We start from the raw sequence: 15,008 nt of genomic DNA on the forward strand, positions 1-15,008 counted from the left end.
ATGGCTATTAAGTAAACGCATCATACCTTAATTATGACTTAACCCAAATTACAGGCTTCTGTTAGCGGTCCCAGTGCCTGAATGTGGCATCGCTGTTAATGGTGTTAGCTTTTAATATCGCCATCAGGTAAAGAAACTTTTCCGCAAGACCTGCCATCATTAATCTGTCATATAAAGCGCGTATCACACTCCGTTAACCCGATGCAAATCAGCATCCGGCATCAGCCACGTGAGGTACACCATGAGCGAAAACAGTCTCTCCTCCTCATCAGCCCGGGGACGCCCCGATTTCAACGGCAAGGGCAGTCGCTTCAGTAAGCCGCTGTTTTTCATTCTGCTGGTCGCCGGACTGGCGTTCGCCGGACTTAACCTGGTCAATGATGTTGAAGAAACCAATATGCCGGTCACCAGCTATCTGCCGTTCTTTCTGCTGGGACTGGCGCTGCTGATTGCGCTCGGCTTTGAGTTCGTCAATGGCTTTCACGATACCGCCAACGCGGTCGCCACGGTAATCTACACCCATTCGCTGACGCCCGGCGTGGCGGTAGTCTGGTCCGGTTTCTGTAACTTTATGGGCGTGCTGCTCTCCAGCGGCGTGGTGGCGTTTGGCATTATCTCGCTGCTGCCGGTCGAGCTGATCCTGCAGGCCAGCAGCGGCAACGGCTTTGCCATGGTCTATGCGCTGCTCTTCTCCGCCATTATCTGGAATCTGGGCACCTGGTATTTCGGTCTGCCCTCGTCGTCGTCGCATACGCTGATTGGCTCAATTATCGGCGTTGGGGTGGCTAACGCCATGCTGCACGGCCGTAGCGGACTGAGCGGCGTGGACTGGGATCAGGCACTTAAGGTCGGCTATGCCCTGCTGCTGTCGCCGGTGGTCGGTTTTGTCTGCGCCGGGCTGCTGCTGTGGGTGATGAAGATGTTTATCCGTAATCGCCAGCTTTATCAGGCGCCGAAAAGTGACCAGCCGCCGCCGGTCTGGATCCGTGGTCTGCTGATCCTGACCTGCACCGGCGTCTCCTTTGCGCACGGCTCCAACGATGGACAGAAAGGAATGGGGCTGATTATGCTGATCCTGGTGGGCACTATGCCGATCGCTTACGCCCTGAACCGATCGCTGCCGGCCGATCAGATCCCACGCGTGGCCGCACTGACCGAGGTGACCGCCCATCAGCTGCTGCAACTGCAACCGGCGACAGCACATCCTCCGGCGGCGCGCGACGTGCTGACCGGTTTTGTCGGCAGCAACCAGATGAATGCCGGGGTGTTACCGGCGCTGGCCAGGACGCTTAACGAGGTGGGCGATCAGATTCGCCGCTACGGTTCGATGGATAACATTCCTGCCCAGGCAGTGACCAACACCCGCAATCAGATGTATCTGGCCTCGGAGTCGATTAAGCACCTGCAGACCGCAAAGGTCACACTGCCGCAGGAGACCGAACGCAATCTGAAAGCGGTGAAAACTGAACTCGATAGCGCCACCCGCTTTATTCCGATGTGGGTGAAAGTGGTGGTGGCAATTGCGCTGGGGCTGGGCACCATGGTCGGCTGGCGCAGGATTGTGGTGACGGTGGGAGAACGCATCGGGAAAACCCATCTGAGCTATGCCCAGGGTGCCAGCGCCGAGCTGGTGGCGATGATGACCATTGGCGCAGCCGATGGCTTTGGCCTGCCGGTGTCAACCACCCATGTATTGTCGTCCGGCGTAGCAGGCACCATGGCGGCCAACCGCTCTGGTCTGCAGTTTTCAACCCTGCGTAATCTGGCTGTGGCCTGGGTATTAACGCTGCCGGTCTCCATTCTGCTCTCCGCCCTGCTCTACTGGGCGTTTACCCATTTCTGATAGTCAGCGCTCACCACCGGTCAGGTGGTGAGCCGTTGCTGCGTATAAAGCCGCAGTGTAATCAGCAGCGCGCCCAGTACCATTACGGCGGCAGCCAGATAGACCGACTGCATCCCCCAGTGTCCGATAAACAGTCCCGCCACCGGGCCGGTTAAGCCCAGCCCCAGATCGAGAAACGCGGAATAGGTGCCCAGCGCCGAACCCTGATCCTGACGCTCAACCCGTTTTACCGCCTCAACGCCCAGCGCCGGGAAGACCAGCGAAAAGCCGCTGCCGGTGAGAAACGCGCCCGCGCCTACCAGCCAGGCGCTGTCAGCCTGCCAGATAATCAGCAGTCCCAGACACTCCAGCAGAAAAGAGAAAAGTGACACGCGCAGTCCGCCAAAGCGAGTAATGAAGCGACCAAACCCCAGCCGCACCAGCACAAACCCCAGACTAAACAGTGTCAGCGCATAGGCCGCGCCCTGCCAGTCACGGCTGGCAAAATAGAGAGTGATAAAGGTGGCGATGACGCCAAAGCCGATAGTGCCGAAGCCCAGCGCCAGGCCATAAAGCCAGACGCGGGAGAAGACGCGATGAAAGGGAATGCGCTCACCCACGCTGACGGTGACCGCCGGTTTGCGGCTGGCCATCAGATACCCGACGACGCCCATCAGCGCAATCAGTCCGGCAAATCCGCTCATGCCAACCTGACTGTTCAGCAGCACGCCCAGCGGCGCACCAACGGCCATCGCCAGATAGGTGGCGACGCCGTTCCAGGAGATGACGCGCGCGGTCTGCAGTGGCCCGACGATGTTCATACCCCACAGGGTTGAGCCGGTGCTGCTGAAGCTTTCCCCCACGCCGAGAAACAGTCGCCCGATAGCCAGCAGCGCCAGGCTCAGCCAGGGCCAGCTGCTCAACAGTGCGGCCACGATAGTCAGCACCCCGCTCATGCCGCAGCAGATTAGTCCCAGCATCACCACCCGTTTTGGCCCCAGGCGATCGGCGAGACGGCCCGACTGTGGACGGCTGAGCAGCGTCGCAAAATATTGAATACTGATAATCAGACCAGCAATAAAGGAGCTGAAACCAAGCTGATTTTTGACGAAGCCCGGCAGCACGGCCAGCGGCAGTCCGACAGAGAGATAGCAGAAGAAGGTGAAGATAATAACGGAGAGGATTCGTTTGTTGAGCTGACTGTTGCTCAACACAGCGTTGTCAGACATAGCAGGCTTGTGGTGTGGGAAATTTTGCCCACTATACCGTCAGGCTGCTAAAGGGTCGCCTGATTTTTTATCACAAACCATGAACATGTGCATGACGGTCAATCGCCTGCGCGATGTCACCCGACGATTTTAACGCTCGGATTTCACTGAATAAGCCATCGGCTTCGCCGTACGCTTTGCGCAGATAACCGAGCCACTGTTTGATACGCGCCACGTGATAGAGGCCGGTATCGCCCTGCTTCTCCAGCCGACTATATTTTTGCAATAACCGCACCACATCGGGCCAGGCCATCGGCGGCTCATTATATTTTACGACCCGGCTCAGGTTGGGGATGTTCAGTGCGCCACGGCCAATCATCACCGCATCGCAGCCGGTTACCGCCATACAGTGTTGCGCGCTTTGCCAGTCCCATATTTCGCCATTGGCAATCACCGGAATGCGCAGCCGCTGACGAATGTCGCCAATCGCCTGCCAGTTGATCGCTTCTGCGCGATAGCCCTCTTCTTTAGTGCGCCCATGTACTGTCAGCTCGCTGGCACCGGCCTGCTGGACCGCATCGGCAATCTCCAGGCTGCGGGCGCTGGAATCCCAGCCGAGCCGCACTTTTACCGTCACCGGCAAATCGGCAGGCACCGCTTCACGCATCGCTTTCGCGCCGCGATAAATCAGATCGGGATCTTTCAGAAGGGTTGCACCGCCTCCGCTGCCGTTGACCAGTTTAGAGGGACAGCCACAGTTGAGATCAACACCCCAGGAACCCAGTTCCACCGCGCGTGCGGCGTTCTCGGCTAACCATTCGGGATGCTGCCCCAGCAGCTGCATACGCACCCGCGTGCCGGATGGCGTACGGCTGCCGTGATGCAGTTCGGGGCAGAGACGGGTGAAGGATTTTACCGGCAGCAGTTGATCGACTACGCGCAAAAACTCAGTGATGCAGAGATCGTAGTCATTCACTTCCGATAGCAGCTGGCGCACCAGTGAATCCAGCACGCCTTCCATCGGAGCCAGTAAAACCCTCATACTCAGACGTTTCCGGTGCGCTTCGGAGCCGGACGACGCGGACGGGCTGCGGGCTTATCGCCCTGAGGCGCAGCCTGGCTCTGACGACGCGCCTGAGGACGTTTGTCGCCGGATGAAGATGAACGCGATGCGCCTGCACCCTGTCCGCCCTGACCACGCCCACGACCGCCGCCACCTGCACCGCCGCGAGACTGCTGCTGACGACCGTTGATGATCGGCTCCGCTTTGATGCTCGGATCGGGCTCATAACCCTCAATCGCCAGACGCGGGATTTCACGCTTCAGCAGACGTTCGATATCACGCAGCAGTTTGTGCTCATCGACGCAGACCAGCGACAGTGCGACACCGGTTGCAGCCGCACGGCCGGTACGGCCAATACGGTGAACGTAATCTTCGGCGACGTTAGGCAGCTCGTAGTTCACGACGTGTGGCAGCTCTTCGATATCCAGGCCACGGGCCGCGATATCGGTCGCAACCAGCACGCGAATGCCGCCTGACTTAAAGTCGGCCAGCGCACGGGTACGGGCACCCTGGCTCTTATTGCCGTGGATCGCGGCAGCGGTGATGCCATCTTTGCCCAGCTGCTCGGCAAGGTGGTTAGCGCCGTGTTTGGTACGGGTAAAGACCAGCACCTGCTGCCAGTTACCTTCGCCGATCAGCTGCGACAGCAGTTCCCGCTTACGTTTCTTATCAACGAAATGCACCTGCTGCGCCACCTGCTCAGAAGCGGTGTTGCGGCGAGCCACTTCAATCATTTCCGGGTTGGTCAGCAGTTTTTCCGCCAGGCCTTTGATCTCATCCGAGAAGGTGGCCGAGAACAACAGGTTCTGACGTTTAGCCGGCAGACGGGCCAGCACGCGACGGATGTCGTGGATAAAGCCCATATCCAGCATACGGTCCGCTTCATCCAGCACCAGAATTTCGACCTGTGACAGGTCAACGGCATTCTGTTGCGCCAGATCCAGCAGGCGACCTGGCGTGGCGACCAGCACATCGACACCGCCACGCAGCTTGACCATCTGTGGATTGATGCTGACGCCACCAAACACCACCAGCGAACGCAGCGAGAGATATTTGCTGTAGTCGCTGACGTTTTCGCCGACCTGCGCCGCGAGTTCACGGGTCGGGGTCAGGATCAGGGCGCGTACCGGGCGACGACCGCGTACGGGCGTCGCGGTGGCAGAGAGTTTCTGTAACAACGGTAAGGTAAAGCCGGCCGTTTTGCCGGTGCCGGTCTGGGCACTCGCCAGCAGATCGCGGCCTGCCAGCACCACAGGAATCGCCTGGCGCTGGATAGGTGTAGGTTCGCTGTAGCCTTGTTCGGCAACCGCGCGCAAAATATCGGCACTCAGGCCGAGAGAGTCAAATGACATTACGTGGTTTACTCCGGTCCGCTCTGGCCGTGATTCACGGTGTAGTTTTCAGAGGGATAGTGACGGCAGCTGGGGCTGACGCGTGAAAAGGGCACAAACTACGATGCGTAAGCGGGCGAGTGTAGCAGCTTTAAATGAAGTGTGCGAGATAGCTCACATTTACTGACATAACTTAACGGTGCAGAAACAGGAAGGCCACCTCGCGGTGGCCTTCAACTTAACTACGTTTATTTTCGATGCGCCGCGGTGGCTCTTTCGCCAGCAGCGAAACCAGCGCCGGACCCAGCAACATCACTACGCCGAGACAGGCCAGCAGCAGGTTGTTGTGGTAAATCCGCGACACAAGGAACAGCGTCATCATGGCGGCGCCAAAGTAGTAAGTGGTGGTCGCTTCTTCAAGATAATCGCCGAGCGTACGTAAACGGGCGATACGCTGTGTCACCAGCATGGCAACAAAAACCAGTGCGTACATCGCCACCAGCGTGCTGCAGACATCAACCAGCGCCTTGTGTTTCCAGCCCCAGATCAGCGCAGCGATCACCAGCAGATGCATAGCGATATGCAACAACGTCTGACCCGTGATGATTTGAATACGATTAGACCATTTCATTCAATTCTCCTGGCAGACCCAATAGGTCGCCCAAGTGCTACCGGCACAAGCCGGAAACGGTTTCCTCAATGTAAAACAATTTTCGGATAACGCCCTAAATATCGCGCTCTCTCACCACCCATTTGTGACAAAGACTACACTTTGATTCTATTGATGATGAAAAGGAGTGCGTCGCGAGTATGCCACAAAATGCGCAAGGATTTTCAATAAAAGTCCTGACGATCAATACACACAAGGGGTTCGCTCCGTTTAATCGCCGCTTCATCCTGCCGGAATTGCGCGAAGCCGTTCGCGCAACCTCGGCGGATGTGGTCTTTCTCCAGGAGGTAATGGGCACACATGCCATCCACTCCCTTAACCATGAAGAGTGGCCTGAATCGCCTCATTATGAGTTTCTGGCCGACACCATGTGGAACGATTTCGCCTATGGCCGCAATGCGGTCTATCCGGAGGGGCATCACGGCAACGCGGTGCTGTCACGCTTCCCGATAACCGACTATGAGAACCGGGATATCTCGGTGGCAGGCAGTGAAAATCGCGGCATGCTGCACTGTCAGATCGCCCTGCCCGAGCCGCACGGCACGCTGCATGTCATTTGTGTTCACCTGGGTCTCAAAGAGGCGCATCGTCACGCGCAGATGAAGAAGATCTGTGAAATGGTCAACTCGCTGCCGCCCGACGCGCCGGTCGTCGTGGCAGGCGATTTTAATGACTGGCAGCGACGTGCGAACGCCATTTTAAAACAGGGCGCAGGCCTGAAAGAGGTATTCAGTATGAAAACCGGACGCCCGGCGCGCACCTTCCCGGCGCGCTTCCCGCTCTTGCGGCTTGACCGCATCTATGTGCGCAATGCTACCGTCAGTCATCCGTGGGCACTGCCGCGAAAACCCTGGTCCCATCTTTCCGACCATGCGCCGCTGGCGGTGGAGATTCATCTATGAATTTTAACTGGCAGGAAGGCAACCGGCTGCTGTTGCTGGAAAATGGTGAAGCGTTTTTCCCGCACGTCTTTGGTGCGATCCAGCGGGCAGAACGCTCAGTTCTGATCGAAACCTTTATTCTGTTCGAAGATGAGGTCGGTAACGCCCTGCATCGTGAGTTGCTGGCAGCGGCCCAGCGCGGCGTGCGGGTCGAAGTGATGGTCGATGGCTACGGCTCCGCTGAACTCTCTGACAAATTTGTGAACAGCCTGACCAGCGCGGGCGTGCGTTTCATCTACTACGATCCGCGTCCGCTGGTGATGGGGATGCGTACCAACGTCTTCCGCCGTCTGCACCGTAAAACGGTAGTGGTGGATGACGTGGTCGCCTTTGTTGGCGGTATCAACTTCTCGGCCGAGCACAATACTGATTACGGCCCGGAGGCGAAGCAGGATTACGCCGTGCAGGTAAAAGGCCCGGTCGTGGCAGACATCGCCCGCTATCTGCAACAGGCGATTGGCAGCGAGCAGCACACCCGGCGCTGGTGGGGATCGCGTTCTCATCGGCCGGCGGTGAATGCTAAACCCGGCGATGCCCAGGTCCTCTATGTCTTTCGTGATAACGACGAGCATCGTGACGATATCGAAGTGCATTATCTGGAGATGCTGCGCGAGGCGAAGCGCGATGTGATTATTGCCAACGCTTACTTCTTCCCCGGCTACCGGCTTCTGCGTGAGATGCGCAATGCCGCGCAGCGTGGCGTCCGGGTACGGCTGATCGTGCAGGGTGAGCCGGATATGCCGATTGTGAAAGTGGGCGCGGAGCTGCTCTACAACTATCTGGTCGATGGTGGCGTGGAAGTCTACGAATATATCCGTCGTCCGCTGCACGGCAAGATCGCCGTAAAAGATGATTACTGGGCCACTGTCGGCTCCAGCAATCTCGATCCGCTGAGCCTCTCTCTGAATCTGGAAGCTAACCTGATCATCCACGACAGGCCGTTCAACCAGACGCTGCGTGACAACCTCGAAGCGCTGCTGGCTAACGACTGCCAGCGCGTGCAGGAGGATCGTCTGCCGCCGCGCAACTGGTGGCAACTGAGTAAAAGCGTGGTGGTATTCCATTTCCTGCGCCATTTCCCGGCCATCGCGGGCTGGCTTCCGGCGCACACACCGCTGCTGGCTCAGGTCAGCGCCCCGGTACAGCCTGAAATGGAGACGCAGGATCGTGTAGAAGCAGACAACCCGGGAGCAAAATCCTGATGGCAAAAAAACATCCACGCTGGCAACTGGCAAAAAAAATCCTCACCGTGCTGTTTTTCGTCGCGGTGGTGGTTCTGCTGGTGGTTTATGCCCGCAAAGTGAACTGGGAAGATGTTTACGACGTCATCGTTAACTACAACCGCTTTGTCGTCCTGACCGCCGCCGGACTGGTGGTGCTGAGTTACCTGGTATACGGCTGCTATGACCTGATTGGCCGCGCCTACTGCGGTCATAAGCTGGCGAAGCGACAGGTCATGCTGGTGTCGTTTATCTGTTACGCCTTTAACCTGACGCTGAGTACCTGGGTGGGCGGCGTCGCCATGCGCTACCGGCTCTATTCCCGCCTCGGCCTGGACAGCGGCACCATCACCCGCATCTTCTCACTAAGCATCGCGACTAACTGGCTGGGCTATATTCTGCTGGCGGGCGTGGTGTTCAGCGCTGGCATGGTCTCTATCCCCGGCGGCTGGTTTATTGGTGAAACCACGCTGCGGCTGATTGGTGTGGTTCTGCTGGTGCTGGTGGCGGTTTACCTCTGGGCCTGCGCCTTCTCGAAGCAGCGTCGCTGGACCATTAAAGGCCAGACGCTGCAGCTGCCTTCGCTGCGCATGGCACTGCTGCAGTTTGCGGTTTCCTGCGCCAACTGGATGGTGATGGGGGCGATTATCTGGCTGCTGCTGGGACGAGACGTCGGTTATCCGATGGTGCTGGGCGTGCTGCTGATCAGCAGTATTGCCGGGGTAATCATTCATATTCCGGCGGGCATTGGGGTTCTGGAAGCGGTGTTCCTGGCACTGCTCAGCGGTCAGCACGCTTCGCATGGCACCATTATCGCAGCGCTGCTGGCCTATCGCGTGCTCTACTTTATCCTGCCGCTGCTGTTAGCGCTGGTGCTCTATCTGGGGCTGGAGAGTCGGGCGAAGCATCTGCGTCAGAAGAACGAGCAGAAGTTACAGAAGTCGTAATAAAAAGACGTTACAGAAGTCATAATAAAAAAGGGGGAGGCGCAACCTGTGCGTTTCCCCCTTTTACACCGAAAATTAGCGGCGGTTACCGAAAATCCGCAGCAGCATCAGGAACAGATTGATGAAGTCGAGATAGAGCGTCAGTGCGCCCATAATCGAGTAGCGACGCAGGTTTTCCGTGTCGCGGGCATCGATCTGCTCACCGATGTTTTTCAACTTCTGCGTGTCATAAGCGGTTAATCCCACAAACACCACCACACCGATGTAGGTAATCGCCCACATCAGCGCCGGACTTTTCAGCCAGAAGTTCACCAGCGACGCTAGCACAATGCCTATCAGTGCCATAAACAGCAGGCTGCCAAAACGGCTCAGGTCGCGTTTAGTGGTATAGCCGTAGAAGCTCATCGCGCCAAACATCCCTGCCGTGACAAAGAAGGTGCTGGCGATGGAGGAGTAGGTGTAGACCAGGAAAATACTCGCCATGGTAATGCCGGTCAGCGCTGAATAGAGCATAAACAGCCCGGTGGCTACGGCCCCGCTCAGACGATGCACCATGCCTGACAGGAAGAACACCAGCGCCAGCTGCGCGATAATCAGCCCGAAGAAGGTAATGCGATTGGCAAACACCAGCTCCATGACTGCGGGCGTGCGCGCCGCGAACCAGGAGACAAATGCGGTCAGTAACAGACCGCAGGTCATCCAGCCATAGACCTGCGCCATATAGGCTTGTAAACCGCGAGATGCGGGTTGAACGATGGAATCATTGCGTGGATATCGGTCCATGATGCACCTCTTGTTGAACGGATGAACAGCTCCCTGCCGGGAGCCATGCCAGAGTTAAGTGTGGCACAGCTCAGCTCAACTGTGCCACAACATGCCGGTTAACGCCGCGACAGACACTGCTGATAACGGCTGTCGACGCGCTGCGCAAACCACGCCGTCGTCAGATTACGGGTAATTTTCGGGCTTTCCAGCTTGATGCCCGGCAGCATTTCGCGCGGCAGCTTACGACCCGCCATTTTATCCGCCAGGGCAAAGACCTGTTTCCAGAGTTCACTGTCGCTGAATGATTCTTTCTCTCCTTTCTCCAGGTCGCGGCGAATGGCGCTGTTGCTCATATCGATCTGCTTCGAGAGCGTGCGCACAGCCAGTTCGGTACCGCCTGCCGCGTCTGAGCCATAGAGGATCAGGTCGCCATCCAGCGCCAGCTTCATGCCGGTGGCCTTTGACACCGCCGCCTGAAACGCCGCGTTGCGGCTGGCGTACCAGCCCGCATTGTAGTCGGCAAAGCGGTAGAGCGGCTGGCTGTAGTCAGCCGGGTAGCCAAGCAGGTGCATGGTGCCGAAGTAGATCCCGCCGTGACGGGTAAAGACTTCGCGCCGGATCGTGCCATCTACCGGCCACGGGTAGCCTTTGGCGTGCGCTTCGGCAAACGCAATGCTGACCTGCATCGGCCCGCCAGTGTGGATCGGGTTGAGATTGCCGAACAGCGTCTGGCCCATCGGCACCATATCGATCAGGTCATCGAAAATGGCGCTGAGATCTTTTTCACTGCGCACTTTATCGAGCCGGGCCGCATAGCTTTCGCCGGTCGGCGATTTAATCAGCAGCGCGGTGCGAACCAGGAAGGCCGGCACATGCACCTGCGCCGCACGGCGGTTGATCTCACCCCAGGCGATTTTCGGCAGTCCCGGCACGGCAGCTTCGGCGCTGAAGTTGCTCTCCTGATCCGCCACGGCAATCACCGCGCAGAGGTTACTGGCGCTGGGTTCGATCTGCTGCGTGCGGAAGGTGGTGTAGATATCGTCGCTCCAGGCCGCTTTATTGCTGACGTGCGACGGCAGCAGCCGCTGGATCTGCGCTTTGACATCTTCAGGCTGCCGTACGGGCGCCTCCGGGGTTTTCTTGCTGCTACAACCCGCCAGCACCAGTGCGGCGACCAGTGTCAGACGTTGCAGAATCGGGGTGGATGACATGCCTGTCCTCAGAATGAACTAAAACCTTACTCTATCATCGCCAGAGTTACACAGGCAGGAGAGAACTGAACTAAGGTTACCTTTTTTAACGTTAAAGGAACTTACGATGTTTAAACTCTGGCCTGCTGCGGCATTCAGCCTGTTATTAACCGGTTGCGGCGCTAATAATACGCCTGCCCAGGTGCAGTCACCGGGCGCGCCCACCTCCTCCTCGCTTAAAGTACTGGAGACCGGCGCCAGCGTGATGCAGTCACGTCCGCCCATCGACGCCATCAATACCTATCTCGATGGCTTCCATTTTTATAATGGCGACAAGAACGGTCAGATGGAGGCGCACCACTATGTCACTGTGCTGAACGACGATGTGATGCAGGCGGTGATTTACGACGGCAACACGCGCGACGCGCGGCTGATGGGCGTGGAGTACATCATCAGTGAACGGCTGTTTAAGACCCTGCCGCCCGAAGAGAAGAAGCTGTGGCACAGCCATCAGTATGAGGTGAAGTCCGGCACGCTGATTGCGCCAGGCTTACCGAAAGTTGCCGACCATGCGCTGATGACGCGCATCGTGAATACCTATGGCAAAACCTGGCACACCTGGCACACCGACCGCGACAAAACGCTGCCGATCGGCATTCCGGCGCTGATGATGGGCTTTACCGAAGATGGTCAGATGGATTCCCGGCTGCTGGCGGATCGCGATCGTCGCTTTGGCGTGGACAGCAAACAGATCCGGGCCGATCGGGCGGATATCGTCGCGCATCCGGCGGCACCTGGTGCCAACGCGTGGGAAAAGGGTCAGGTCATCCAGCTGAAGCGTACCAGTGGCGACGGTGAGCACAGCCACGGTCAGACCGGCTTTGGCCCGGCAGAGCAGCTGAAGCAACCTTAAGCGATGGGATGTGCAGGCCTGGGCGGGCAGGCGTCCAGAGAAAACTCAGCGGGCAGAAACCCTCCGGCCCGCTGAGCCATAATGTTGTCTTAGTCCCAGCGCCGGGCCGCCTGATGGTCGCTGTCGCGGGCATCCACCCAGCGATCGCCCTGCTCTGTCGCTTCGCGCTTCCAGAACGGCGCGCGGGTTTTCAGATAATCCATGATGAACTCCGCGGCAGAAAAGGCGCTGCCGCGATGGGCGCTGGTAACGCCCACCAGCACGATCTCATCGCCCGGAAACAGCTCGCCAACGCGGTGGATTACCGTAACGCGCTGCAGCGGCCAGCGTTCACGCGCCGCATCCACAATCTCCTGCAGCGCTTTCTCGGTCATGCCGGGATAGTGTTCCAGCGTCAGCGCCGCCACGTCTGCACCCAGGTTGTGATTACGCACTTTGCCGGTAAAGGTCACTACGGCACCATCTTCGTCACAGGCCGCCAGCCAGCGATACGCTTCCGCCATATCAAAGGGTGCGGGACCGACGCGAATCTCTGTTTCCATCTCAGCCTCCGGTCACGGGCGGGAAAAAGGCCACTTCATCACCGGCGTGCAGCGGGTGACTCATCGGCACCAGCGTCTGATTGACAGCCGCCAGCAGTTTGCCCGACTCCAGCGCCAGTGCCCAGCGATCGTCACGTTCAGCCAGCGCAGCGCGCAGCGCGGCCACATCCGGATACTCCGCACCGACCTCAAGCGATGCGGTGCCGGTCAGCTCACGCACCTGGGCGAAAAACAGCACCTTAATCATGGGCGACCGCCTGAAAATCACCGCTTTTGCCGCCGCGCTTGCTGATTAACCGCAGCTGATCAATGACAATATCTTTCTGAACCGCTTTGCACATGTCGTAGATGGTCAGCGCGGCAACCGAGGCGGCCGTCAGCGCTTCCATCTCGACGCCGGTTTTGCCGGTCAGGCGACAGAGCGAGGTGATGCGAACCCGATTATGGTCCTGTTCCGCTTCAAGGTTCACTTCCACTTTGCTCAGCATCAGCGGATGACAGAGCGGGATCAGCTCCCAGGTGCGTTTTGCTGCCTGGATCCCGGCGATGCGCGCGGTGGCAAAGACATCCCCTTTGTGGTGGCTGCCTTCCATAATCATCTGCAGCGTTTCCGGCTGCATCAGCACCAGCACTTCGGCACGTGCTTCGCGCACGGTTTCAGCCTTGGCGGAGACATCCACCATGTGCGCTTCGCCCGCGGCGTTAATGTGTGTGAGTTGAGACATACTTACCGTTTTTTCAGATGTGAGACAAAATTACAGGGCGCGGTGCGTGCATCAAGCTGGTCAGCAATAATGCGCTCCCAGGCGGTGCGACAGGCGCTGGTGGAGCCCGGCACGGCCAGGATCAGCGTCCCGTTAGCCAGACCGGCAATGGCGCGCGACTGCAGCGTCGATCCGCCAATCTCTTCATAGGAGATCATCCGGAACAGTTCGCCAAACCCGTCGATTTCGCGGTCAAACAGCGGCAGCAGCGCTTCCGGCGTGCTGTTTTTCAGGTTAAAGCCGGTGCCGCCATTAATGATCACCACCTGTACATCGTCACTGGCGATCCAGCGCGATACTGTGGCGCGAATGCGGTAGAGATGATCCGGCACGATGGCGTGATCGACGACGTCATGGCCCGCTTCTGCCGCCGCCTCGCGCAGATAGTCGCCGGAGGTGTCGTTGCTGGCATCGCGACGGTCTGACACCGTCATCACCGCAATCTGCACGGCCTGAAATTCGCTGGCTGGTTTACCCATACTTCCTCCTGAAATTAGCCACCAATGTAAGAGAGATTCTGTGTGATGCCGGTGTTGCCCTGATGCAGGAAGTGCGTCTGTTTCTTCTGCCCCAGGCTGCTGGCGATGCGCGCCTGCAGTTCGGCCTGCTGCGCATCGGATGCCAGCAGGTCGCGCAGCGGCACACCGCCGTCACCAAACAGGCACAGGTGCAGATTACCCTGCGCCGATACACGCAGACGGTTGCAGCTGGCACAGAAATCTTTGGCGTAAGGCATGATCAGGCCAATCTCGCCGACATAATCGGGATGGTAAAAAACCTGAGCCGGGCCGTCGCTGCGTCCGCTTTCGCGCCGCTGCCAGCCCTGGGCGATGAGTTGATCGCGGATCACCATGCCGGACACATGCTGATCGCGGAACAGCGTGCCGCCGTCGCCGGTCTCCATCAGTTCGATAAAGCGCAGCTGAATCGGACGGGTGCGGATCCAGTCAAGAAAAGTCGCCAGATTACGGCTATTGAGATCGCGCATCAGCACGCTGTTGACTTTGACCTGGCGAAAACCGGCGTCCAGCGCCGCGTCGATGCCGCTCATCACCTGATGGAATTTATCCTGGCCGGTGATGGCGTGAAACTGACGGGCATCCAGGCTGTCGACGCTGACGTTAAGTGCGGTCAGACCCGCATCACGCCACTGCTTCACGTCGCGGGCCAGCCGGTAGCCATTGGTGGTCACTGCGATCTGGCGGATAGAGGCGTTTTCACGCACTGCCGCAATGATGTCGGTAAAATCACGGCGCAGCGACGGCTCACCGCCGGTCAGCCGCACTTTTTCGGTTCCGGCTGCGGCGAAGGCCCGCGTGACGCGGCGGATTTCATCCAGAGAGAGAAAGCTTTTGTTACGAATTCCCTGCGGTTTGTAGCCGTCAGGAAGACAGTAGGTACAGCGGAAATTACAGACATCCGTGACCGACAGGCGCAGGTAATAGAACTTACGCGCGTATGCATCAGTAAATTGTGACACCAGAACACCTTTCCAGATTGGGAGATGCAGTCATTTCTTCCTGCACCCTGGCAGCTCGATGGCTACGGCCTGAACCCCCTATCCGCAGACTTAGGCATTCAGGCTTGAGTGTACGCTGACCCGTTGATCAGCGCGGTAAACATGATGGTAGC

16 protein-coding genes and 1 riboswitch are annotated in these 15,008 nt (G+C 58.3%); of the genes, 5 read left to right on the forward strand and 11 right to left on the reverse strand.

What is annotated here, in order from left to right:
• The first annotated feature begins 241 nt into the window (after positions 1–241).
• Positions 242–1,843 carry an inorganic phosphate transporter gene (locus K6R05_RS13135; RefSeq protein ID WP_222924316.1) on the forward strand — a complete coding sequence of 534 codons (1,602 nt, stop codon included), beginning with the start codon at positions 242–244 and terminating at the stop codon, positions 1,841–1,843.
• 20 nt (positions 1,844–1,863) lie between these two features.
• Here the strand turns inward: K6R05_RS13135 and K6R05_RS13140 are convergent, their stop codons facing one another.
• The 4 genes from K6R05_RS13140 to K6R05_RS13155 form a co-directional block, all read right to left on the reverse strand.
• A complete protein-coding gene (locus K6R05_RS13140; RefSeq protein ID WP_222924317.1) occupies positions 1,864–3,051 on the reverse strand; it encodes an MFS transporter in 1,188 nt (395 codons plus the stop codon).
• A 70-nt stretch (positions 3,052–3,121) separates the two neighbouring features.
• The gene (dusC, locus tag K6R05_RS13145; RefSeq protein WP_222924318.1) at positions 3,122–4,072 is read right to left on the reverse strand and encodes a tRNA dihydrouridine(16) synthase DusC; all 951 of its coding nucleotides are present in this window, start codon (positions 4,070–4,072) and stop codon (positions 3,122–3,124) included.
• Positions 4,073–4,074: 2 nt separating this feature from the next.
• Entirely contained in the window at positions 4,075–5,445 is a 1,371-nt protein-coding gene (gene rhlE, locus K6R05_RS13150) for an ATP-dependent RNA helicase RhlE (RefSeq protein ID WP_110331543.1), read from the reverse strand.
• 217 nt (positions 5,446–5,662) lie between these two features.
• Entirely contained in the window at positions 5,663–6,055 is a 393-nt protein-coding gene (locus K6R05_RS13155; RefSeq protein ID WP_031594396.1) for a YbhQ family protein, read from the reverse strand.
• 179 nt (positions 6,056–6,234) lie between these two features.
• On the opposite strand from K6R05_RS13155, the gene K6R05_RS13160 reads away from it, so the two are divergent.
• Genes K6R05_RS13160 through K6R05_RS13170 form a run of 3 tightly spaced genes read left to right on the forward strand, consistent with a single transcriptional unit; the run spans position 6,235 to position 9,202 of the window.
• Positions 6,235–6,996, forward strand: a complete 762-nt coding sequence (locus K6R05_RS13160) for an endonuclease/exonuclease/phosphatase family protein (RefSeq protein WP_013357197.1) — start codon at positions 6,235–6,237, stop codon at positions 6,994–6,996.
• Positions 6,993–8,237: a cardiolipin synthase ClsB gene (clsB, locus tag K6R05_RS13165; protein ID WP_222924319.1), complete on the forward strand. Its 1,245-nt coding sequence runs from the start codon at positions 6,993–6,995 to the stop codon at positions 8,235–8,237. The genes K6R05_RS13160 and clsB overlap by 4 nt, the downstream gene beginning before the upstream one ends.
• Positions 8,237–9,202, forward strand: a complete 966-nt coding sequence (locus K6R05_RS13170) for a lysylphosphatidylglycerol synthase transmembrane domain-containing protein (protein WP_222924320.1) — start codon at positions 8,237–8,239, stop codon at positions 9,200–9,202. The genes clsB and K6R05_RS13170 overlap by 1 nt, the downstream gene beginning before the upstream one ends.
• 75 nt (positions 9,203–9,277) lie before the next feature.
• Here K6R05_RS13170 and K6R05_RS13175 read toward each other — a convergent pair whose 3' ends face one another.
• Together K6R05_RS13175 and K6R05_RS13180 are read right to left on the reverse strand one after the other, a co-directional pair.
• Complete coding sequence (locus K6R05_RS13175; protein ID WP_061061965.1) at positions 9,278–9,985, reverse strand: Bax inhibitor-1/YccA family protein; 708 nt, start codon at positions 9,983–9,985, stop codon at positions 9,278–9,280.
• 98 nt (positions 9,986–10,083) lie between these two features.
• Positions 10,084–11,178 carry a DUF1615 domain-containing protein gene (locus K6R05_RS13180; RefSeq protein WP_161736225.1) on the reverse strand — a complete coding sequence of 365 codons (1,095 nt, stop codon included), beginning with the start codon at positions 11,176–11,178 and terminating at the stop codon, positions 10,084–10,086.
• Positions 11,179–11,284: 106 nt separating this feature from the next.
• Here K6R05_RS13180 and K6R05_RS13185 point away from each other — a divergent pair, with 106 nt between their 5' ends.
• Positions 11,285–12,070 (forward strand): OBAP family protein, encoded by a 786-nt coding sequence (locus K6R05_RS13185; protein ID WP_222924321.1) that lies wholly within the window; start codon positions 11,285–11,287, stop codon positions 12,068–12,070.
• 89 nt (positions 12,071–12,159) lie between these two features.
• Here K6R05_RS13185 and moaE read toward each other — a convergent pair whose 3' ends face one another.
• The 5 genes from moaE to moaA form a co-directional block, all read right to left on the reverse strand.
• Positions 12,160–12,612, reverse strand: a complete 453-nt coding sequence (gene moaE / locus K6R05_RS13190) for a molybdopterin synthase catalytic subunit MoaE (protein ID WP_161736227.1) — start codon at positions 12,610–12,612, stop codon at positions 12,160–12,162.
• A 1-nt stretch (position 12,613) separates the two neighbouring features.
• The gene (gene moaD / locus K6R05_RS13195; protein ID WP_161736228.1) at positions 12,614–12,859 is read right to left on the reverse strand and encodes a molybdopterin synthase sulfur carrier subunit; all 246 of its coding nucleotides are present in this window, start codon (positions 12,857–12,859) and stop codon (positions 12,614–12,616) included.
• Entirely contained in the window at positions 12,852–13,337 is a 486-nt protein-coding gene (moaC, locus tag K6R05_RS13200) for a cyclic pyranopterin monophosphate synthase MoaC (RefSeq protein WP_161736229.1), read from the reverse strand. Before moaC ends, moaD begins: the two co-directional genes overlap by 8 nt.
• 2 nt (positions 13,338–13,339) lie before the next feature.
• Positions 13,340–13,855, reverse strand: a complete 516-nt coding sequence (moaB, locus tag K6R05_RS13205; protein WP_222924322.1) for a molybdenum cofactor biosynthesis protein B — start codon at positions 13,853–13,855, stop codon at positions 13,340–13,342.
• A gap of 14 nt (positions 13,856–13,869) precedes the next feature.
• On the reverse strand, positions 13,870–14,856 hold the full coding sequence (gene moaA / locus K6R05_RS13210; RefSeq protein ID WP_161736231.1) for a GTP 3',8-cyclase MoaA: 987 nt from the start codon (positions 14,854–14,856) through the stop codon (positions 13,870–13,872).
• Positions 14,846–14,979, reverse strand: a riboswitch (molybdenum cofactor riboswitch). (Overlaps the previous gene by 11 nt.)
• Positions 14,980–15,008: the final 29 nt, after the last annotated feature.

It is taken from the genome of Pantoea alfalfae (assembly GCF_019880205.1).
Classification (GTDB): domain Bacteria; phylum Pseudomonadota; class Gammaproteobacteria; order Enterobacterales; family Enterobacteriaceae; genus Pantoea; species Pantoea alfalfae.